The 19,450-nt window shown below is 37.0% G+C and carries 17 protein-coding genes and 2 tRNA genes; 8 read left to right on the top strand and 11 right to left on the bottom strand.

Annotation, left to right across the window (positions count from 1 at the left end; all coding sequences use genetic code 11):
- Window positions 1-99 precede the first annotated feature (99 nt).
- Complete coding sequence (gene spt, locus QVP90_RS06440) at window positions 100-1,284, top strand: serine palmitoyltransferase (protein ID WP_005931766.1); 1,185 nt, start codon at window positions 100-102, stop codon at window positions 1,282-1,284.
- Window positions 1,285-1,839: 555 nt separating this feature from the next.
- Here spt and QVP90_RS06445 read toward each other — a convergent pair.
- Window positions 1,840-2,022, bottom strand: coding sequence for a hypothetical protein (locus QVP90_RS06445; protein WP_021935964.1), 183 nt, complete (start codon window positions 2,020-2,022; stop codon window positions 1,840-1,842).
- A 46-nt stretch (window positions 2,023-2,068) separates the two neighbouring features.
- Window positions 2,069-2,413 (bottom strand): DUF1622 domain-containing protein, encoded by a 345-nt coding sequence (locus tag QVP90_RS06450; RefSeq protein ID WP_406566624.1) that lies wholly within the window; start codon window positions 2,411-2,413, stop codon window positions 2,069-2,071.
- Between the two features lie 237 nt (window positions 2,414-2,650).
- Here QVP90_RS06450 and QVP90_RS06455 point away from each other — a divergent pair.
- Together QVP90_RS06455 and QVP90_RS06460 are read left to right on the top strand one after the other, a co-directional pair.
- Window positions 2,651-2,725: transfer RNA gene (locus QVP90_RS06455), tRNA-Pro, on the top strand.
- A 31-nt stretch (window positions 2,726-2,756) separates the two neighbouring features.
- Window positions 2,757-2,831 (top strand) — tRNA-Pro (locus tag QVP90_RS06460).
- Between the two features lie 49 nt (window positions 2,832-2,880).
- Here the strand turns inward: QVP90_RS06460 and QVP90_RS06465 are convergent.
- The gene (locus tag QVP90_RS06465) at window positions 2,881-3,585 is read right to left on the bottom strand and encodes a tRNA1(Val) (adenine(37)-N6)-methyltransferase (RefSeq protein ID WP_264381144.1); all 705 of its coding nucleotides are present in this window, start codon (window positions 3,583-3,585) and stop codon (window positions 2,881-2,883) included.
- A 186-nt stretch (window positions 3,586-3,771) separates the two neighbouring features.
- Here QVP90_RS06465 and lon point away from each other — a divergent pair, with 186 nt between their 5' ends.
- From lon to QVP90_RS06480, 3 genes are read left to right on the top strand one after another with little or no spacing between them, the layout of a single operon-like run.
- Window positions 3,772-6,237, top strand: a complete 2,466-nt coding sequence (gene lon / locus QVP90_RS06470; RefSeq protein ID WP_264381145.1) for an endopeptidase La — start codon at window positions 3,772-3,774, stop codon at window positions 6,235-6,237.
- Window positions 6,234-7,364 (top strand): tRNA guanosine(34) transglycosylase Tgt, encoded by a 1,131-nt coding sequence (gene tgt / locus QVP90_RS06475; protein ID WP_021935968.1) that lies wholly within the window; start codon window positions 6,234-6,236, stop codon window positions 7,362-7,364. Before lon ends, tgt begins: the two co-directional genes overlap by 4 nt.
- Before the next feature lie 5 nt (window positions 7,365-7,369).
- Window positions 7,370-8,467 (top strand): LptF/LptG family permease, encoded by a 1,098-nt coding sequence (locus QVP90_RS06480; RefSeq protein WP_005931785.1) that lies wholly within the window; start codon window positions 7,370-7,372, stop codon window positions 8,465-8,467.
- A gap of 163 nt (window positions 8,468-8,630) precedes the next feature.
- Here QVP90_RS06480 and QVP90_RS06485 read toward each other — a convergent pair whose 3' ends face one another.
- Entirely contained in the window at window positions 8,631-9,137 is a 507-nt protein-coding gene (locus QVP90_RS06485; protein WP_005931788.1) for a TlpA family protein disulfide reductase, read from the bottom strand.
- 266 nt (window positions 9,138-9,403) lie between these two features.
- Between QVP90_RS06485 and serB the strand changes: the two genes are divergently transcribed.
- Together serB and QVP90_RS06495 are read left to right on the top strand one after the other, a co-directional pair.
- Window positions 9,404-10,627 (top strand): phosphoserine phosphatase SerB, encoded by a 1,224-nt coding sequence (gene serB, locus QVP90_RS06490; RefSeq protein ID WP_005931792.1) that lies wholly within the window; start codon window positions 9,404-9,406, stop codon window positions 10,625-10,627.
- Between the two features lie 46 nt (window positions 10,628-10,673).
- Window positions 10,674-11,921, top strand: coding sequence for a DEAD/DEAH box helicase (locus QVP90_RS06495; protein WP_021935969.1), 1,248 nt, complete (start codon window positions 10,674-10,676; stop codon window positions 11,919-11,921).
- Window positions 11,922-11,928: 7 nt separating this feature from the next.
- On the opposite strand, the gene QVP90_RS06500 is transcribed toward QVP90_RS06495, so the two are convergent.
- Genes QVP90_RS06500 through QVP90_RS06530 form a run of 7 tightly spaced genes read right to left on the bottom strand, consistent with a single transcriptional unit; the run spans window position 11,929 to window position 18,843 of the window.
- Complete coding sequence (locus QVP90_RS06500) at window positions 11,929-12,726, bottom strand: DUF4738 domain-containing protein (RefSeq protein WP_021935970.1); 798 nt, start codon at window positions 12,724-12,726, stop codon at window positions 11,929-11,931.
- Window positions 12,727-12,762: 36 nt separating this feature from the next.
- The gene (locus QVP90_RS06505; RefSeq protein ID WP_005931801.1) at window positions 12,763-14,076 is read right to left on the bottom strand and encodes a UDP-glucose dehydrogenase family protein; all 1,314 of its coding nucleotides are present in this window, start codon (window positions 14,074-14,076) and stop codon (window positions 12,763-12,765) included.
- 21 nt (window positions 14,077-14,097) lie between these two features.
- On the bottom strand, window positions 14,098-14,646 hold the full coding sequence (rfbC, locus tag QVP90_RS06510; protein ID WP_005931802.1) for a dTDP-4-dehydrorhamnose 3,5-epimerase: 549 nt from the start codon (window positions 14,644-14,646) through the stop codon (window positions 14,098-14,100).
- 2 nt (window positions 14,647-14,648) lie between these two features.
- Window positions 14,649-16,073: a capsule assembly Wzi family protein gene (locus tag QVP90_RS06515; protein ID WP_021935971.1), complete on the bottom strand. Its 1,425-nt coding sequence runs from the start codon at window positions 16,071-16,073 to the stop codon at window positions 14,649-14,651.
- A 3-nt stretch (window positions 16,074-16,076) separates the two neighbouring features.
- Window positions 16,077-16,712 (bottom strand): sugar transferase, encoded by a 636-nt coding sequence (locus tag QVP90_RS06520; RefSeq protein WP_021935972.1) that lies wholly within the window; start codon window positions 16,710-16,712, stop codon window positions 16,077-16,079.
- A 5-nt stretch (window positions 16,713-16,717) separates the two neighbouring features.
- A complete protein-coding gene (locus QVP90_RS06525) occupies window positions 16,718-17,821 on the bottom strand; it encodes a glycosyltransferase family 4 protein (protein WP_021935973.1) in 1,104 nt (367 codons plus the stop codon).
- Window positions 17,818-18,843: a radical SAM protein gene (locus QVP90_RS06530; RefSeq protein WP_021935974.1), complete on the bottom strand. Its 1,026-nt coding sequence runs from the start codon at window positions 18,841-18,843 to the stop codon at window positions 17,818-17,820. Before QVP90_RS06530 ends, QVP90_RS06525 begins: the two co-directional genes overlap by 4 nt.
- Window positions 18,844-19,450: the final 607 nt, after the last annotated feature.

Raw genomic sequence — 19,450 nt, forward strand, 5'->3', positions numbered from 1 at the left:
TTGTTATCTTTGCCCCCTGTTTTAAACAGTTATTAAGGATAAAAAGGATTTGGACTGTTGTCTATCAGTAACCAATAAGCGAATAATAAATAACAATTCATGGGATTATTACAAGAGAAGTTAGCTAAATACGACTTGCCACAACAGTATATGGCAATGGGCGTATACCCCTATTTTCGTGAGATAGAAGGGAAACAAGGTACAGAGGTGAATATGGGCGGACACAAAGTTCTGATGTTCGGCTCAAACGCATATACCGGCCTTACCGGAGACGAAAGAGTTATTGAAGCTGGTATTAAAGCTATGAAAAAATACGGTTCCGGTTGTGCCGGTTCACGCTTCCTGAATGGTACGCTCGACTTGCATGTGAAGTTAGAGAAGGAATTGGCTGCTTTTGTCGGTAAAGAAGATGCCCTTTGTTTTTCTACCGGATTCACAGTGAATTCTGGTGTAATAGCTTGTTTGACTGATCGTAATGATTATATTATTTGTGATGACCGCGACCACGCTTCTATCGTAGACGGACGTCGTTTATCATTCTCTCAGAATTTGAAGTACAAACACAATGATATGGCCGATCTGGAGAAACAGCTTCAAAAGTGTAATCCGGATTCTGTAAAGCTGATTATCGTGGATGGTGTATTCTCTATGGAAGGTGATTTAGCTAATTTGCCCGAAATAGTGCGTTTGAAACATAAATATAATGCTACTATCATGGTGGACGAAGCTCATGGATTGGGTGTATTCGGAAAACAGGGACGCGGCGTTTGCGACCATTTCGGTCTGACAGACGAAATCGACCTGATTATGGGTACTTTCAGTAAATCGTTGGCTTCTATCGGCGGTTTTATTGCGGCTGACGAGTCGATCATTAACTGGTTGCGCCATACTGCACGTACTTATATTTTCAGTGCTTCCAATACTCCGGCTGCTACGGCTTCTGCTTTAGAAGCTCTGCATATTATCCAGAATGAACCGGAAAGACTTGAAGCGTTGTGGGAAGCTACGAATTATGCATTGAAACGTTTCCGTGAAGCCGGTTTTGAGATTGGTGCTACGGAGTCTCCTATCATACCGCTTTATGTACGCGATACAGACAAGACTTTCATGGTTACCAAGTTGGCATTTGATGAAGGTGTGTTTATTAATCCGGTTATTCCGCCGGCATGTGCACCTCAAGATACATTGGTGCGTGTTGCGTTGATGGCTACGCATACGAAAGAACAGATAGATTCTGCGGTAGATAAGTTGGTGAAATGCTTCAAGCAACTGGAAATTCTCTAAAAATTCTATCATTTAAGAAATATGAAGAAGAGAGGTGTTCAATATCAGAATGCCTCTCTTTTTTTTAACATTGTTAATTGCCTTTTTCAAGTATTGCTTTCTGTCCGGACAAACTATTAATTTCTTAAGTGTAAGAATACGTATTCTTGCATGTAAAGAATGCATTTTAACACAGTCTTAATATTAATGTTTTCCCGCGAGGAATAGTTATTCGTTTTCTTAGAAAAATATTCATTTATGCATTTGATATATAATGCTTTATCTAATAGGGGTCACCTTCTGTAAAATTATCCTGGTCGGTCGGATTTCAAAAGACACTTTTCTTGTACTTGTCAATATGACAACTAACTTCAATCATATATTTTAAATATACGTACCATATTTTTTGATTTTTTTCATTGGGTACTTTGCTTTCGGATTATCGTATGAACTTTATATTATTGATGTTTTTAGTTTTTTATTATGATGGAGTAATAGTGAATTATGTTAATCCCAATCAAGAAATGTGTTTGTTTTTTTCTTGGTTGGGATCATTTTGTTTTACTTTTCCTGTAATTATCCTCTGCTTCCGAGGCTGTTTAGATCGGGATTTAGTTCCTTAACTACTTCCTGAACCTCTTTTTTGGTGACTTTACTGTATACTGCTATTTGTTGTCCGGGCAATACCTCTTGTTTCTTACTTTCAATCTTCAATTGCACTCTTCCTTTTTTAGAGGAAACTTTTTTCTTTGTATCCATATCTTTTGGGTTTAAGTTAATACTTCTGTAAACAGAACGAGTTCTTTTATGGTTCACCGGATCCTTCGTTTTCTGCTTCTAATTCTTTAATTTCTTTATTTAGGAATACAGATAATACTGTGCGTAGTACAACGATTCCTCCTAAAATGGCAAGTTCGTTGAGAGTCGGTTCCAATACGGTTTTCAAGATATCCGAAGCGATGAGAAATTCAAGACCTAAGAGTAGGTAAGTCCCGAAAGTAGCCCGTAGTCTCCGGATATTGATTGAGGTGTATTTTCCGGTGAATCTTTTCAATTCATTAATTGTAAATGCAATAAATGCGATTAAGGCTCCGTAGGTTACGATGAGCAGACTTATCACACTAATAATAGTAGCGAGAAGATTAAAAATTGTATAAACATAGTCTTGTTTTATATTTATTATATTAATAATACATTCGGTAGAGTGTTTTGGTTCATTCTCATTGTTGATAATATTTTTTTCTTTAAATAAAAAATGATTAGATAAGTAGATGAAGGCCAATATGTTGAAAAATAAATGGTAAAAATATTAAGTTTGAGTATTGTTAATTTAAAAATACTCCCTATCTTTGCACCGCTTTTCGATAGAACACCACGTTATTTTATTCGGGGTGTAGCGCAGTCCGGTTAGCGCACCTGCTTTGGGAGCAGGGGGTCGTGGGTTCGAATCCCGCTACCCCGACAGTAAAAAGAAGTTCGATCTGAAAAGTTCTCGGGGTGTAGCGCAGTCCGGTTAGCGCACCTGCTTTGGGAGCAGGGGGTCGTGGGTTCGAATCCCGCTACCCCGACAATATAAAAAGAACAGTTACATGGATTCATGTAGCTGTTTTTTTGTTATTACATTTTCAGATAGTATTCTTTTGTCAGGTCAATATATTCCCGGCTATATTCGTGTCGGGCCAGTTCAATTATCATGTTTTCTATTTGACACTTTTGGTCTTGAAATTTAAAGGTTATCAGACTGCGTTTTGGGGAAAGTCCTGGTTTTGTTATTATATTCAGTTGTTTATAGGGATATAAAGAATAATTGAGGGCTATTTCTTTTACTTTATCTGAAACATCGGCAGGAACAATGACAGTGAATGCACCATCTGCTGAAAGAAGTCGCGATACTCCTTCTAATAATTCTTTGTAAGTAAGCTCATTGTCATGCCGTGCAGTATTTCGTTGTTGGTTAGGGCATTTTAGAGAGTCTGTAAAATAGGGAGGGTTGGAAACAATGACATCAAACTGTGCGGTAGAAGTATAATGTTTGAAATCGGCTTCTACTACTTCTATCCTATCCTGCCATGGAGAATGTGACACATTTTCTATGGCCTGTCTGACGGCGGAGCAATCTATTTCCAATGCAATGATAAAAGCTTTGCTGCGTTGGGCAAGCATTAAGGCAACTAAGCCGGTGCCGGTTCCGATATCAAGTATTCTTTGTGCACCATCAACATGAGGCCATGCTCCTAAAAGTACCCCATCTGTTCCTACTTTCATAGCACATTTGTCATGCCATATGGTAAATTGTTTGAATTGAAAATATGAATTCGCCATTTTAGTATGTATTGTGAGATTTGCCAAAAATAAATAATTTTTATGAGACAACGTTGGATAACTGTTATTATTTGGCATTGTTTTTGTGTTTTTATCGTACATGGGCTTTATTATTAATGAATAATCGCTTACCTTTGCAAACAATTTATGCCCATATAAATGACATAAACTAATTTAAAAGAAATGATGAAAGAAAAATATTTTATGGAAGATTCAGATGATAATGCCTTTTCACTGATTGCCGATTTTGAAGGGAATGAAGAACAGATGTTCGATGTGAAAACTAAATCAGGCGATACTCTTCCGGTCCTCCCCCTTCGTAATATGGTGCTGTTTCCCGGAGTATTTATGCCTGTTTCTGTAGGTAGAAAATCCTCGTTGAGATTGATACGTGAGGCTGAAAAGAAAGGTATGAATATAGCAGTAATCTGTCAGAAAGCTGCCCAAATAGACGAACCGCAATTTGAAGATTTACATACCATTGGTGCCATTGGTAAAATTGTGCGTATTCTGGAAATGCCGGATCAGACTACCACTGTGATTTTGCAGGGACTGAAACGGTTGGAATTGAAGAATATTACAGAAGTTTATCCTTATTTGAAAGGGCAGGTCGAAATTAAAGACGAAGAAATCCCGGATAAAACAGATAAGGAATTTCAAGCTTTGGTAGAAACTTGTAAAGATCTGACTATACGATATATAAAGTCTTCGGATTCCTTACATCAAGATTCTGCATTTGCTATTAAGAATATTAATAATCATATGTTCTTGGTAGATTTTATTTGTACGAACCTACCTTTGAAGAAGGATGAAAAAATAGAGTTGTTACGTTACGATTCTCTAAGAGAACGTACATACCGTTTGCTGGAAATATTGAACAGGGAGGTACAGTTGGCTGAAATTAAAGCATCTATTCAGATGCGTGCCCGTGAAGATATTGATCAACAGCAGCGTGAATATTTCTTGCAACAACAGATCAAGACCATTCAAGACGAATTGGGTGGCAGTGGTCAGGAACAGGAAATAGAAGAAATGCGAAATAAGTCGTATAGGATGAAATGGGGTGAGGAAATACAGGCGATTTTTTTGAAAGAACTGGCTAAACTGGAACGTTCTCATCCGCAATCTCCTGATTATAGTGTGCAGTTGAATTATTTGCAGACAATGCTTAGTTTGCCTTGGGGGATTTATACGACAGATAATTTGAATCTGAAGAATGCCGAGAAGACCTTGAATAAAGATCATTATGGTTTGGAAAAAGTAAAAGAACGTATTCTTGAGCATTTGGCTGTCCTTAAGTTGAAGGGCGATATGAAGTCACCTATTATCTGTTTATATGGCCCTCCGGGAGTCGGCAAAACTTCTTTGGGAAAATCGATTGCTGCTGCTTTGAAGCGGAAATATATTCGTATGTCTTTGGGTGGAGTGCACGATGAAGCCGAAATTCGTGGACATCGTAAAACCTACATCGGTGCTATGCCGGGACGAATCATCAAAAGCCTGGTAAAAGCCGGTTCTTCGAATCCTGTGTTTATCTTGGATGAGATTGATAAAGTCAGTGCAGACCGCCAGGGGGATCCGTCATCTGCTTTATTGGAAGTGCTTGATCCGGAACAAAATACTGCATTTCATGATAATTTTTTGGATGTGGATTATGATTTGTCAAGAGTGATGTTTATTGCTACGGCTAATAATCTGAATACAATTCCCGGGCCGTTGTTGGATCGTATGGAGTTGATTGAAGTTAGCGGCTATATCACGGAGGAGAAAGTTGAGATTGCCCGTAAGCATTTGGTTCCAAAAGAATTGGAAGCAAATGGAATGAAGAAGACGGATATTAAGATTCCGAAGGATACTTTGGAAGCCATTATTGAATCATATACTCGCGAAAGCGGTGTGCGTGAGCTGGAGAAGAAGATAGGTAAGATCTTGCGTAAATCAGCACGCCAGTATGCTACTGATGGTTATTTTGCAAAAACGGAAATTAAACCGGCCGATTTATATGATTTTCTTGGAGCGCCTGAATATACACGTGATAAATACCAGGGAAATGATTATGCAGGTGTTGTGACAGGTTTGGCATGGACTGCTGTTGGGGGCGAAATTCTGTTTGTCGAGACCAGTTTAAGCCGTGGTAAAGGTGGTCGTTTGACGTTGACGGGTAATCTGGGTGATGTGATGAAAGAATCTGCAATGTTGGCACTGGAGTATATTAAAGCGCATGCTTCATTGTTGAACTTGGATGAAGAAATATTCGACAATTGGAACATACATATTCATGTTCCGGAAGGTGCTATTCCGAAAGATGGCCCTTCGGCGGGTATAACAATGGCTACCTCGTTGGCTTCGGCTTTGACGCAACGTAAGGTGAAGGCTAATCTGGCAATGACCGGAGAGATAACTCTTCGTGGGAAAGTGCTTCCTGTAGGTGGAATTAAAGAAAAAATCCTTGCTGCCAAGCGTGCAGGAATTAAGGAGATTATTATGAGTGCTGAAAATAAGAAAAACATAGATGAAATTCAGGATATTTATTTGAAAGGCTTGACTTTCCACTATGTTACTGATGTGAAAGAAGTATTTACTATCGCATTGACTGATGAGAAAGTAACTGATGCTATTGATTTTTCTGTAAAGAAAGCCAGCCAGGAATGACATTTGAATTACAATATACAGACGCAAAAAGTAATGCCCGTGCAGGTTTGATTACAACGGACCACGGGCAGATACAAACTCCTATATTTATGCCTGTGGGTACTCTTGGTACAGTGAAAGGAGTACATTTGACGGAGTTGAAAGAGGATATTCAGGCACAGATCATATTAGGTAATACTTATCATCTCTATTTGCGCCCGGGATTGGATGTCATTGAAAGAGCCGGTGGATTGCATAAATTCAATGGGTTTGATCGTCCGATGCTGACCGATAGCGGTGGATTTCAGGTTTTCTCATTAGCCGGTATTCGCAAATTGCGTGAAGAAGGTGCCGAATTCCGTTCGCACATCGATGGTAGTAAACATATTTTCACTCCTGAAAAGGTGATGGATATTGAGCGTACGATTGGTGCGGATATTATGATGGCATTTGATGAATGTCCTCCGGGAGACTCTGATTATGCATATGCCAAAAAGTCATTAGGACTGACACATCGCTGGCTTGATAGATGTATTCGGCGATTCAATGAAACAGAGCCCAAATATGGTTATAACCAATCTCTTTTTCCAATTGTGCAGGGATGTGTATATACTGATCTGAGAAAACAATCAGCGGAGTTTGTTGCTTCCAAGAATGCGGACGGAAATGCAATTGGCGGTTTGGCTGTGGGTGAACCGGTAGATAAGATGTATGAAATGATTGAGGTAGTGAATGATATTCTGCCGAAAGACAAGCCACGTTATTTAATGGGAGTCGGTACACCGGTTAATATTCTCGAAGGTATTGAGCGAGGAGTCGATATGTTCGATTGTGTGATGCCTACACGTAACGGACGTAACGGAATGTTGTTCACGAAAGACGGCATTATGAATATGCGTAATAAAAAATGGGAGACGGACTTCTCCCCTATTGAAGCCGATGGTGCTTCTTGTGTGGATACCTTGTATAGTAAGGCATATTTACGCCATCTGTTTCATGCACAAGAGTTGCTGGCTATGCAGATTGCTTCTATTCATAATCTGGCTTTTTATCTTTGGCTGGTAGGTGAAGCGCGCAAACACATTATTGCAGGAGATTTTTCTACTTGGAAGCCAATGATGGTAAAAAGAGTGTCAACAAGATTATAAATTAAATGAAAAGCAATCGATTTATCAAACTGCTGGACTGGTATATCATCAAGAAATTCTTGGGGACGTACGTGTTTGCCATTGCATTGATCATCTCCATCGCTGTGGTGTTCGATTTCAATGAGAAGATGGATAAGTTTATGGAACGTGAAGCTCCGTGGTCAGCGATCGTTTTTGATTATTACATGAACTTTATTCCCTATTTTGCGAATTTGTTCAGTCCGTTGTTTGTGTTTATTGCTGTCATTTTCTTTACATCAAAATTAGCGGAGAACTCGGAAATTATTGCTATGTTCTCTACGGGAATGAGCTTTAAACGTTTGATGCGCCCTTATATGATTTCTGCAGCGGTTATTGCTGTTGCCACTTTTATGTTAGGGTCCTACGTTATTCCGAAAGGTAGTGTGACTCGTTTGAATTTTGAGGATAGATATGTTAAATCTAAGAAGAAAGGGAGCGCAACGAATGTACAACTTGAAGTGGATAGTGGTGTAATTGCTTATATCGATCGGTATCAAGATTATAATAAAACCGGTAATCGATTCTCTCTTGACAAGTTTGTTGATAAAAAGTTGGTATCTCACCTAACGGCTCGTCGGATTGTTTATGATACGACTACTGTGAATAAATGGACGATTCATGACTACATGATACGTGAGTTGGATGGATTAAAGGAGAATATTATCAAGGGAGACAGGCTCGATACTATCATCAATATGGATCCGACGGACTTTCTTATTATGAAGAATCAGCAGGAAATGCTTACCAGCCCTCAATTGAGCGAATATATTGATAAGCAGCGTCGGCGTGGGTTTGCTAATATCAAAGAGTTTGAGATTGAGTATCATAAACGTATTGCGATGTCTTTCGCTTCATTTATTCTTACCGTGATTGGACTATCGCTTTCGTCAAAGAAAACGAAAGGAGGAATGGGACTTCATCTGGGAATTGGATTGGCATTGAGTTTTTCATATATTCTTTTCCAGACTATTACTTCTACATTTGCGGTGAATGGCAATGTGCCTCCTGTCGTTGCTGTCTGGATACCCAATATACTATATGCGTTTATCGCATTCTATTTGTATAAGAAAGCACCCAAATAGAATCAGAAAACTCTTACCGGGTGAGGTAAAGAAAAAGTCCCGCTTACTATTAAAAGTTAGCGGGACTCTTTTTGTTGTATTCATTTCCTCTTTTGTCTGTTTCCGGCCCTTTTGATATATCCGGAAAATTCCCCTTCCTCCCTGCGTTTTAATAATGTAGATTTTATCCTAATTCTTTTACGCGGGCAGAAAGTTCTGCAGCAGAGATGTTTTTGGCTATGATAACACCATTTCCATCCAATAAATAGTTAGTGAAACCCCGGTTCAAACGGTATTTTTTAAATAAGCCGGAATCTTCGCCTTTAGTTTCCACGAAACAGGTGGGCGTAACTATTTGGTCCTTACGAATAGTTTCCTCGAATACCGATCGGTATTCATCAAATGATATAGAAACCATTTTCACATTTGGGGCATCAGACCGGAGTGCGTTATTTAAACTAACGTTTTGCATCCGTGACTGTGCATCGTAACTTGCCCAAAAACTAAGCAATACATAACGGCCTTTGAAATCGGCCAGTTTAAGAGGGTATTGCTCCCCTGATGTAGATTCGATTCGAAAATCCGGGGCTACATCTCCCACGCTTAAGCCTCCTGTTGGTTTATCTTTTTCAACGAAAGCGGTCAAGGAACAAATTAGTAATACAACAAAAATCCATTTTACATGTCTCATGTAATTCGGTTTTGGTTAATACTATTCGGGACTGTCCTTAAACAGTGGTTTCTTCCCGAAACATTATCTTTATCCAGGCTTCAATGGAGAGGAATCCGTTGATTGTCAATGCCTTTGATTTAGAAACCGGGCGCAAAGGTAAGTATTTATTAAATTAACTTCCAAATAAACAAGCAGATTTCTTACTTTTCAGGTGTATTTTTTTATGTTCTTTAGCATAGAAACCGGCTTTTTTCCCTATTTTTGCAGGATTAAATGAACTTTTTATGCAACTGTCAAATACTGAACTCATTCTTATCCGTATTACCGGTGAAGATCGTCCTGGGCTGACGGCTTCTGTGACGGAAATATTGGCAAAATATGATGCTACAATTTTGGACATCGGGCAAGCGGATATTCATAATACTCTTTCGTTAGGCATACTTTGTATGACTGAAGAACAAAATTCCGGATTCATTATGAAAGAGTTACTTTTCAAAGCTTCGTCTTTAGGAGTAACTATTCGTTTTTATCCTATTTCAACAGAGGAATATGAAAGTTGGGTGAAAATGCAAGGAAAGAATCGTTATATTCTTACCTTATTAGGCCGTAAGCTTTCTGCTCGACAGATTGCTGCAACTACCCGTATTCTTGCAGAACAGGGAATGAATATTGATGCGATTAAGCGTTTGACAGGTCGTATTCCTTTAAACGAATGTGAGTCGCGTACACGTGCTTGTATCGAGTTCTCTGTTCGTGGTACGCCTAAAGACCGTATTGTGATGCAGGAACAACTGATGAAACTGGCCAGCGAACTCGAGATGGATTTTTCTTTTCAACTTGACAATATGTATCGACGGATGCGTAGGTTGATCTGTTTTGATATGGATTCTACGCTGATTGAAACCGAGGTTATTGATGAATTGGCAATACGTGCCGGAGTGGGTGATCAAGTGAAGAAGATAACAGAACGGGCTATGCGTGGTGAAATTGATTTTATCGAGAGTTTTCGTGAGCGTGTTGCTTTGCTCAAAGGCTTGGATGAATCGGTGATGCAGGAAATTGCGGAGAATCTGCCTATAACGGAAGGCGTAGACCGGCTGATGTATGTTTTGAAAAAATATGGTTATAAAATTGCTATTCTTAGTGGTGGTTTTACTTATTTTGGAAAATATTTGCAGCAGAAATATGGTATAGACTATGTATATGCCAATGAATTGGAAATCATAGACGGTAAACTGACCGGTCGTTATTTAGGTGATGTAGTGGATGGAAAACGGAAAGCTGAGCTTCTTCGTTTAATAGCACAGGTTGAAAAAGTAGATATAGCACAGACTATTGCCGTTGGTGATGGAGCTAATGATTTGCCGATGTTAGGTATCGCCGGGTTGGGTATTGCATTTCATGCAAAGCCTAAAGTAGTGGCCAATGCCGAGCAGTCTATTAATACGATCGGATTGGATGGGGTGCTTTATTTCCTTGGTTTTAAAGATTCGTATTTGAATATGTAGAATCTCTCAATAATTTGATATTAGTAATTTGTATAATTAGCATAAAATGAAGTTTTCCGAATTAAAACTAAATGACCGCGTACTTGAAGCACTTGATGCAATGAGATTTGATGAGTGTACACCAGTGCAAGAGCAAACGATACCTGTTATCCTTGATGGTAAGGACTTGATTGCAGTTGCTCAAACAGGTACCGGTAAGACGGCTGCTTTTTTACTCCCGGTATTGAACAAACTTTCTGAGGGTGGACATCCGGAAGATGCCATCAATTGTATTGTTATGTCCCCTACCCGGGAATTAGCGCAGCAGATTGATCAGCAGATGGAGGGTTTTTCTTATTTTATGCCGGTATCCAGTGTGGCTGTGTATGGAGGAAATGATGGAGTGCTATTTGAACAGCAGAAAAAAGGACTTAGCCTTGGAGCTGATGTTGTAATTGCAACTCCGGGACGATTGATAGCTCATCTCAGTTTGGGATATGTGGATTTGTCTAAAGTATCTTATTTTATTTTGGATGAAGCTGATCGCATGCTTGACATGGGATTCTATGAAGATATTATGCAAATTGTGAAGTATCTGCCTAAAGAGCGACAGACTATTATGTTTTCGGCGACTATGCCTGCCAAAATCCAACAGCTTGCGAAAACGATTTTGAATAATCCGGTAGAAGTGAAGCTAGCTGTATCCAAGCCGGCAGAAAAGATTGTTCAGGCAGCATATGTATGTTATGAAAATCAAAAATTGGGTATTGTTCGTAGTCTTTTTGCAGAGGAGGTTCCAGAACGTGTAATCATTTTCGCATCTTCTAAAATTAAAGTGAAAGAGGTTGCAAAAGCTCTTAAAATGATGAAGTTAAATGTTGGGGAGATGCATTCGGATCTTGAACAGGCCCAAAGAGAGTTTATCATGCATGAATTTAGGTCGGGTAGAATCAATATTTTGGTAGCAACTGATATTGTGTCCAGAGGGATTGATATTGATGATATTCGTCTGGTGATAAACTTTGATGTTCCTCATGATAGTGAAGACTATGTGCATCGTATCGGACGTACCGCCCGTGCCAATAATGACGGTGTAGCAATTACATTTGTAAACGAAAAGGAGCAGACTAATTTTAAGCATATTGAAAATTTCCTGGAAAAAGATATATATAAGATCCCAGTACCATCGGAATTGGGCGAAGCACCGGCGTATAAGCCGCGTAATACTGGGACAGGGAATGGCAATCGGTCACGAAATTTTCGTAAAGGAGGAGGAAAGAGATCAGGTGGAGATCGATCAAAAAGTAGAAAATAGCCCTTTTTTATTTAGCTGTATAAATTGTTAATTTTCCGTCAAAAGAAACCGATAGGTCTGCGATGTTGCATACGGAACTTTCCGGTATACAAACTGTAGCTTGATAATGAAAACCTTTACGATCGACATTTTTGAAATTCATCTCGGATAAGATGGATTGTTGTAGGAAGTCGGTGGAAATTACATTTTCAAGCATTTGTTTGGTTATATCACTTGAGAATAAACATTTTCTACCTTCATATATGCATATGTGCATGATGTTGTCATAATAGATATTATCCATACTGATGCCCTCTTCAGAGTAGGTTGTTTTTATTACCTTTATTTTAGAAGGGTTGATGTATACATATGCTCTATAACGGATTCCGTTATAAAAAACTACGCTATCTTTTTGGGTGACTTCTGTATAAGTCGGAATGATCTCCACTGGCTTTCCAGAAAATGCCAATGAATCGTTCGGATCTTCCGATTTATGAAGTTTTACGATGTTATCTGCCAGAGAATGAAATGAAAAACTGTATTCCGTTTGTTTATCAATTTGATAACGTGCCAATTCATTGCCAAAAGTATATAGGGTATCTTTTATTATTTTGAAGTATACAGGAGTACTTTGCGAATTTGCATAATAAATTGTATCACCTTTGATAAACAGTAAAGGAATGTCACTCTCATCATCGATCCAGATTCCCTGCATCAATTCTTTGGCTTTGACATTTTCTGATTGCTCTAAAGAGTTTTGCTTTTTAGTATTATTGCACGCTATCAACAAAATCGTCAATAACGATGTCGTTATAAACTTAATCATCTATTTAATTTTGTGCAAAATTAAGCAATTATCTTTTCATTTCCCAATACAACGGTATATGAATCCTTGTTCTTCCATTTCTTTTTTATCATAAATGTTACGACCATCCAAAACAATAGGTTGCGTCATTGTTTTTTTAATAACTGGCCATGATGGTAAACGAAATTCTTTCCATTCGGTGACTAACATCAAAACATCGGTATCAAGTACGGCATCATACATGTCGTGTGCATAATATACACTGTCTCCGATTCTTCTTTTACATTCTTCCATAGCTGCCGGATCATATACCCGAATTTTACAACCGGCCTGTCTTAACTTGTCTATGAGGACCAATGCGGGTGCTTCACGCATATCATCAGTTTCGGGTTTGAAAGCGAGTCCCCAAATTGCTATCGTTTTATCCTTTAACTTATTATTGAATAATTTCAAAAGCTTTTCAAATAAAGCACTTTTTTGTATTTCATTGACCTCTTCTACAGCACGTAATACGCGCATGTCATATCCGTTTTGCTCTGCTGTCTTTATCAAAGCCTTGACATCTTTTGGAAAACAAGAGCCTCCATATCCTATTCCCGGATAAAGGAACTTACGTCCGATTCGAGTATCTGAGCCAATACCACTGCGTACCATATTTACATCTGCTCCGACAAGTTCACATAGATTGGCTATGTCATTCATAAAGCTGATACGGGTAGCTAACATTGAATTAGCTGCATATTTAGTCATTTCTGCCGAAGGGATATCCATAAAAATGACACGGAAATTATTTAGCAAGAATGGTTTGTATAGTTTAGACATAATTTTTTTAGCACGTTCAGACTCCACTCCTACTACTACACGATCCGGACTCATAAAATCACTAATGGCATTTCCCTCTTTTAAGAATTCCGGATTGGAAGCAACATCAAATTCTATTGTTACTCCTCTTTGGTCTAATTCTTTCTGGATAACATTACGTACTTTTTGTGCTGTTCCAACGGGTACGGTACTTTTGGTGACCACTAATTTGTATTTGTTCATGTTTTGTCCGATAGTACGTGCTACGGCAAGTACATAACTAAGATCGGCACTTCCATCTTCATCAGGAGGAGTACCAACTGCGCTAAAGATAACTTCCACATCATTAAGACAACTTTCTAAAGAAGTTGTAAATTTCAGGCGTCCTGATTTTGTATTGCGGAGTACCATCTCTTCCAATCCAGGCTCATAAATAGGAATCACTCCCTCTTCAAGAGCTTTTATTTTTTTTATATTGGTATCAACACATGTTACATCCACACCTATTTCTGCAAAACAAGTCCCTGTAACTAGTCCGACATATCCAGTTCCTACAATTGCTATTTTCATTTTTTTATGTTTTTGGAGGAGTTATACAAAATATTCAGCTTCTTGAAAAATCTTAGCCTGCCTGTCTTTTTCAGACATAATAATTTGAAAATCGGCTATTGGCCAATCAATGCCTAATGCATTATCGCAATATAAAATGGATCTTTCTGCTTGTGGGTTATATATATTATCAACTTTATATGTGAAGATTACTTCTTCGCTTAATACCAAAAATCCATGGGCAAAACCACGTGGAATGAAAAATTGGCGTTTGTTGTCTTCAGTTAACAATACGCTTACGTATTTTCCAAATGTAGATGATGATTGACGTAAATCTACTGCAACATCTAATACTTCACCTTTAATGACGCGTACCAATTTTGCTTGGCTATATTCACCTGTCTGATAATGTAATCCTCGTAATACACCGAATGACGATTTGGATTCATTATCTTGTATAAAGTCTACTTTTCCGATATGTTTTTCGAATTCTTCTTTTTTAAAAGACTCCATAAAGTATCCTCTACTATCAGAAAATACTTTCGGCTCTATCAGCCATACACCATCAATTTCTGTTTGTATATAATTCATTTTCAGAATTTTTTATGAACCTTAAGTTGCAAGCCTAAATTATCGCCATAAATGTCTCCAATATCAAATGCTGCTGAAGCGGTAAAGCTCCAACCTTTCCATTTATTTGGGATATATTTAAACTCTGCAAAAGTAGAAAAATTTTCTAAGATTTCGGGGATTGGCTTAAAAGGAGTTCCCCATGTACGATTAAATGATAGTTTGGCACGATAAGTCCATTCATTACTAATATCACCACTCCAACCGAGATGAATAGCTTTGATACGGTTATATTGAAAAGCAAGGTTTCCATTGTTATTATAAATAGGTGAAGCAACTAATGGATTACCCATTCCCATTCCCCAATGCACCCATCCTGGATACCAATCGTTATTATAATAATCATCAGCACCTCCTGTTTTTTCTACAATTGAATCATCTAGTCCGTGTAAAGGTCCACTCTGATTTGTAGTCTGATAATACTCTATTACTATATTATTTATTACTAAAGGTCGATTTATCTTAAATTCTATACCCCAAAGCCCATCTAATCCATTTTGTTTTCCCATTCCGGAAAAATCATCATAATAATTTTCTAAATAAGCACTAAGAAAAAAATTATTATGCTTGTAGGTTAGTTTGACATGTTCGCTTCCCATATAATTTCCTTGATACCATACTTGTTCCCCTCCAGGACTATCATCGCCTCCGCTTTGCGGAATGAGTACATTCCAATAATCTTTCCAGCCGTTGCCTAAATCTCCCTCATCTCTTCCTCTTACTTTATATCCTCCGAATTGAGCATCCAAGCTCATACCTATATCAAATAACCATTTTCCTTCAGGTTTTCCAAAACGTAAAAAGAAACTCTTATGATGATATTTGATTTTTCGTGTATATGAATGTTCATCTCCAACATGTTTTTCTTGGTATTTCGTATCAGTAAACCAACCATATGATAGTTCTGCTTTTAGTTGAACTTTGGGAGCAATACGCACATAATCAAATATTCCTATTGCTATTTGTGGAATAGGCCTTGCATTTCCCGACCATGTCAATCCGCCACTACTTAGCTGTTGATTTAATAAAGAAGAGTCTATTTCTTTATTTCCAGCCCATAAACCAAACCATTTATATCGGATATCGGCATATGCCTGTTGAATAATAAATGTAGAAGTAAAACCTGCAGCCACTGCGAAATCAGCTCCCGCTTTTAATTGCCATGAATGGAAGTTTTTATTATAAAATGCAGCTCCCCTGATATATGTATTGTTTTTAATTGATGATAGCCCGTGTTGATTACTATTTTGCCACATTGGAGTATGTTTCCCCGTATGTATAGTTGTACCATACTCAGCAAATGTACTAACATTTTGAGTATGGATATCTTCAATTATGAGTATAAAAAATACAGGAAATATTATATATAGTTTAGGCAAAATATGCATTTGTCATTTTTTTATCATTACTCCAATAGTACGAAACATTATTTTCATGTCTAAAGCTACTGACCAATGTTGAATATACCATAAATCATAGTCGATACGCATTTTTACTCTTTTTATATCTCTTTCTCCACGTAGACCGTTTACTTGAGCCCATCCCGTAATACCCGGTTTTACTGCATACCGTAAGGAGTATTCTTCGATCTTACTCATATACTCCTCATCATGTACTAACATGTGTGGTCTTGGTCCTATAATTGACATGTCTCCTATTAATACATTCCAAAATTGAGGAAGTTCATCTAAACTGGTAGAACGAAGGAAATTGCCTAATGAATATTTATTTAGTTGTGGATCTATAAATTCGTCAGAATGATTTTTAGCATCCATTGTTCTGAATTTGTAACATGTAAAAATAACTCCATCCTTACCTGTTCTCTTTTGTTTAAAGAAAATAGGACCAGGCATAAATATTTTTATGCAACATGCTATAATTAGATAAGCCCATGGGAAAATTAATATTAGGACTATCAAAGCAGTTATAATATCAAATGTACGTTTTATCATTCTGCAACTACTCCGTGTTAACGGTGCCTTATTTAATAGAGTTTCTGTTTCCATTTGTAGATATAACGTATTCATATCTGTTATATTGTTTTTTGTGATAAAGAATCATAAATATCTTTAGTTTGTTGAGCTATGTGATCCCAGTTATATGAGGTCATGTTATATTTATGGGGAGTTAAAGGAGATTGTAGTTTTATGTCTAAACAATTTTTCAAATCCTGAATATCCCCACATTTGAAATAACAAGAATCATTCAATCCCACTTCCTTATTAGCAGGGATATCACTTACTAAAACATCGCAACAACAGTTCATTGCTTCAAGTAATGAAATAGGTAATCCTTCATGGTAAGATGGTAATACGAATAAACGGGCAAAACTATATAATTGGGATAATTTGTCTTTCTGTATAAATCCGGTTAATATTACCCCCTGCTTTTGTGCGATATCTTTTAATGTTGACGAATATTGATCTTCATGGTCGGCATCACCAGCAATAATAAGTTTGATATTTTTATTATATAGTTTTTTATATGCTTCTAATAGTAAATCAAACCCTTTTTCTTTGACAAATCGACCTACTGCTAAAATATATGAATATTTTTCTACTCCTAATTCTTTGAGATAGTTATTATCTGTTTGTGAGCATGTTAAGTTTACCCCATTATAAATGAGAGAAATCTTTTTTTGAGTAGGGCACTTTCGTTGAACTATGTTACGGATATGTTGGGAGATTACGATTACATGATTGGCATATTTGACACCCAGTTTCTCTCCTATTTTTAAGACACTTTTTGATAGTTTTCCCCATTTTTGTCGATCATAGTCCGGACCGTGATGAGTCATTACAGCTTTCATTCCTAATATACGTACAATAGGTATCATGAGAGATGGTCCTATTGCATGTATATGAACAATATCTGCATGGATTTTACGGGCATATAAGACAGCGATAAATGTATGAGTAATAGCTTCAAAATGTTTTCCAGGAAGAGTTTTAATATCTTTAATCGTTACTCCTTTGTATTTACTAACTCCATATTCAACAGATTTATATTCTGGCCGACGAATAACAATCACTTCATGCTTTTCGTCAGCTATACGTGGAAATAGCTCTTCACAATGTGTTTCTACCCCCCCCTGAATACCTGGAATCCCTCGTGTTCCTGTAACTATGATTTTCATTTTTTGTCGTTCAATTCTATTTGGATGGGTTTTCCTGTTAATATATTCCATTTATTGCGAACCACCCATTTTAGTGGTTGACTAATATATTTTTTCATAACCGGAGAAACTGTACCCACCATCCAGCAATGTTTAGGGCAATTTCTGACTTTTTGGCGGATTTTTTCCGCTTGCTCACTATGCCAGATTTCATAAAAAGACCCTGATTGTCTTATATTACCCATACTTTCTTTCCAGAATTTATCTTCTAATCCATTACATGGATAAATTTCTCCATATGGGTCAACAAAGAAATTGACTAATCCGGCTTCGCATGGAAGAAGTCTCTGGTTATCATGTATGTAATTAATTAAACCCATGTTGAAATATGCTCTAAACCATGATTTTGGATGTTTTTCTTTTAATTGCCATTCTATTAATGTTTTAAAATCATTACAAACTTCTTCTTGATTGGTTATATAGTTATCTTCTTTATGGAAATAATAAGAATTGTGGAATGCTGCTGTTGCAAATTCCATCCCCAGTGATTTGGAAAGTTGATAAAGTGATAACATGTCAGCTGAATTGTGATTAGAAACAGTAATTCCAAATCCAATATCTTTAATTCCCATATCCTTTAATCGAAGTAAGGTTCGCAATCCTTTGTCAAAACCACCGTTTCTTCCACGGAGTTCATCATTTTTTAGTGAAAGCCCCTCAATACTTATACGTATTCCGATATTAGGAAATCGTTTGGTCATTTTGATGATACGATCTTCAAACCATCCAGAGGTTGAAATGACTACTCGTGGAGATTTCTGAAAACATATTTCTATAATTTCTTCTAAATCCTCCCTCACAAAAGGTTCTCCACCTGTAATATTTATGAACTTAACAGAGGGAAGTTTTTTAATCTCTGCTAAAGTTATTTCTTTTTCTTTCTGAGTTGGATTCTTCCATATATTACACATTTGGCATTGCATCGGACAACGATAAGTAACGATGATGCACATGTCGGTAGGATTGGGTATTGTAGTAGCCATTTTCTTTATTAAATTATTTCATAAACATAAGTTATTCTATGTTTTCTGTTTTTGCAAAATTAGCCATTCTTTATAATATGAAGAAGAAAAGCTTTCTTTATTTTATTAAACGTGAATAACCCATAAAAATTATCTATGTTCTTATATTTTCAGATAAAAATATATCTGATTGGATTTTGTATATAAAAATAAAATAAGTATAGCTTAGTTCTGAGTATAACGAAAAAACCGCATAGGTGCTTTATAAATATATTATTGGTAATTATTGACGTTTCATTTTAAATTCTCGTATTTTTAACCACAGGTCAACTTGATTGGCTGTTATACTTAACTTGTATTCGCTTGGTTCTAAATGTATACTTCCCATATTTTGCCATTCAAAGTTATCATGTCCAAAAGTTGCTTTATTGTTTCCTGTCAATGTTTGTTTTCAAAACAGAAAATTATTGTTCCCGGATAATATTCTCAAAAATAATCCTCCAAATAATACTGAACATAACTAAAACAGGGAACTAAGTCTTATTGGTATTATTTTATATTAGAAATGGTCGATGGATGATTTATAGGATATTAGTGAATTAAATATGTTATTTTTTCTTTAAATCAT

The organism is Bacteroides sp. CAG:189 (assembly GCF_000432295.1).
GTDB classification, from domain to species: Bacteria; Bacteroidota; Bacteroidia; order Bacteroidales; family Bacteroidaceae; genus Bacteroides; species Bacteroides salyersiae.

What these genes read in the sequence shown, in the direction of transcription:
- rfbC (WP_005931802.1), bottom strand. Translation starts at nt 14,646, where the DNA reads ATGAATTATATACAAACAGAAATTGATGGTGTATGGCTGATAGAGCCG.
- QVP90_RS06530 (WP_021935974.1), bottom strand. Translation starts at nt 18,843, where the DNA reads ATGGCTACTACAATACCCAATCCTACCGACATGTGCATCATCGTTACT.
- QVP90_RS06485 (WP_005931788.1), bottom strand. Translation starts at nt 9,137, where the DNA reads ATGAGACATGTAAAATGGATTTTTGTTGTATTACTAATTTGTTCCTTG.
- QVP90_RS06465 (WP_264381144.1), bottom strand. Translation starts at nt 3,585, where the DNA reads ATGGCGAATTCATATTTTCAATTCAAACAATTTACCATATGGCATGAC.
- serB (WP_005931792.1), top strand. Translation starts at nt 9,404, where the DNA reads ATGCAACTGTCAAATACTGAACTCATTCTTATCCGTATTACCGGTGAA.
- QVP90_RS06505 (WP_005931801.1), bottom strand. Translation starts at nt 14,076, where the DNA reads ATGAAAATAGCAATTGTAGGAACTGGATATGTCGGACTAGTTACAGGG.
- QVP90_RS06525 (WP_021935973.1), bottom strand. Translation starts at nt 17,821, where the DNA reads ATGAAAATCATAGTTACAGGAACACGAGGGATTCCAGGTATTCAGGGG.
- lon (WP_264381145.1), top strand. Translation starts at nt 3,772, where the DNA reads ATGAAAGAAAAATATTTTATGGAAGATTCAGATGATAATGCCTTTTCA.
- QVP90_RS06495 (WP_021935969.1), top strand. Translation starts at nt 10,674, where the DNA reads ATGAAGTTTTCCGAATTAAAACTAAATGACCGCGTACTTGAAGCACTT.
- QVP90_RS06480 (WP_005931785.1), top strand. Translation starts at nt 7,370, where the DNA reads ATGAAAAGCAATCGATTTATCAAACTGCTGGACTGGTATATCATCAAG.
- tgt (WP_021935968.1), top strand. Translation starts at nt 6,234, where the DNA reads ATGACATTTGAATTACAATATACAGACGCAAAAAGTAATGCCCGTGCA.
- QVP90_RS06520 (WP_021935972.1), bottom strand. Translation starts at nt 16,712, where the DNA reads ATGAATACGTTATATCTACAAATGGAAACAGAAACTCTATTAAATAAG.
- QVP90_RS06515 (WP_021935971.1), bottom strand. Translation starts at nt 16,073, where the DNA reads ATGCATATTTTGCCTAAACTATATATAATATTTCCTGTATTTTTTATA.
- QVP90_RS06445 (WP_021935964.1), bottom strand. Translation starts at nt 2,022, where the DNA reads ATGGATACAAAGAAAAAAGTTTCCTCTAAAAAAGGAAGAGTGCAATTG.
- spt (WP_005931766.1), top strand. Translation starts at nt 100, where the DNA reads ATGGGATTATTACAAGAGAAGTTAGCTAAATACGACTTGCCACAACAG.
- QVP90_RS06500 (WP_021935970.1), bottom strand. Translation starts at nt 12,726, where the DNA reads ATGATTAAGTTTATAACGACATCGTTATTGACGATTTTGTTGATAGCG.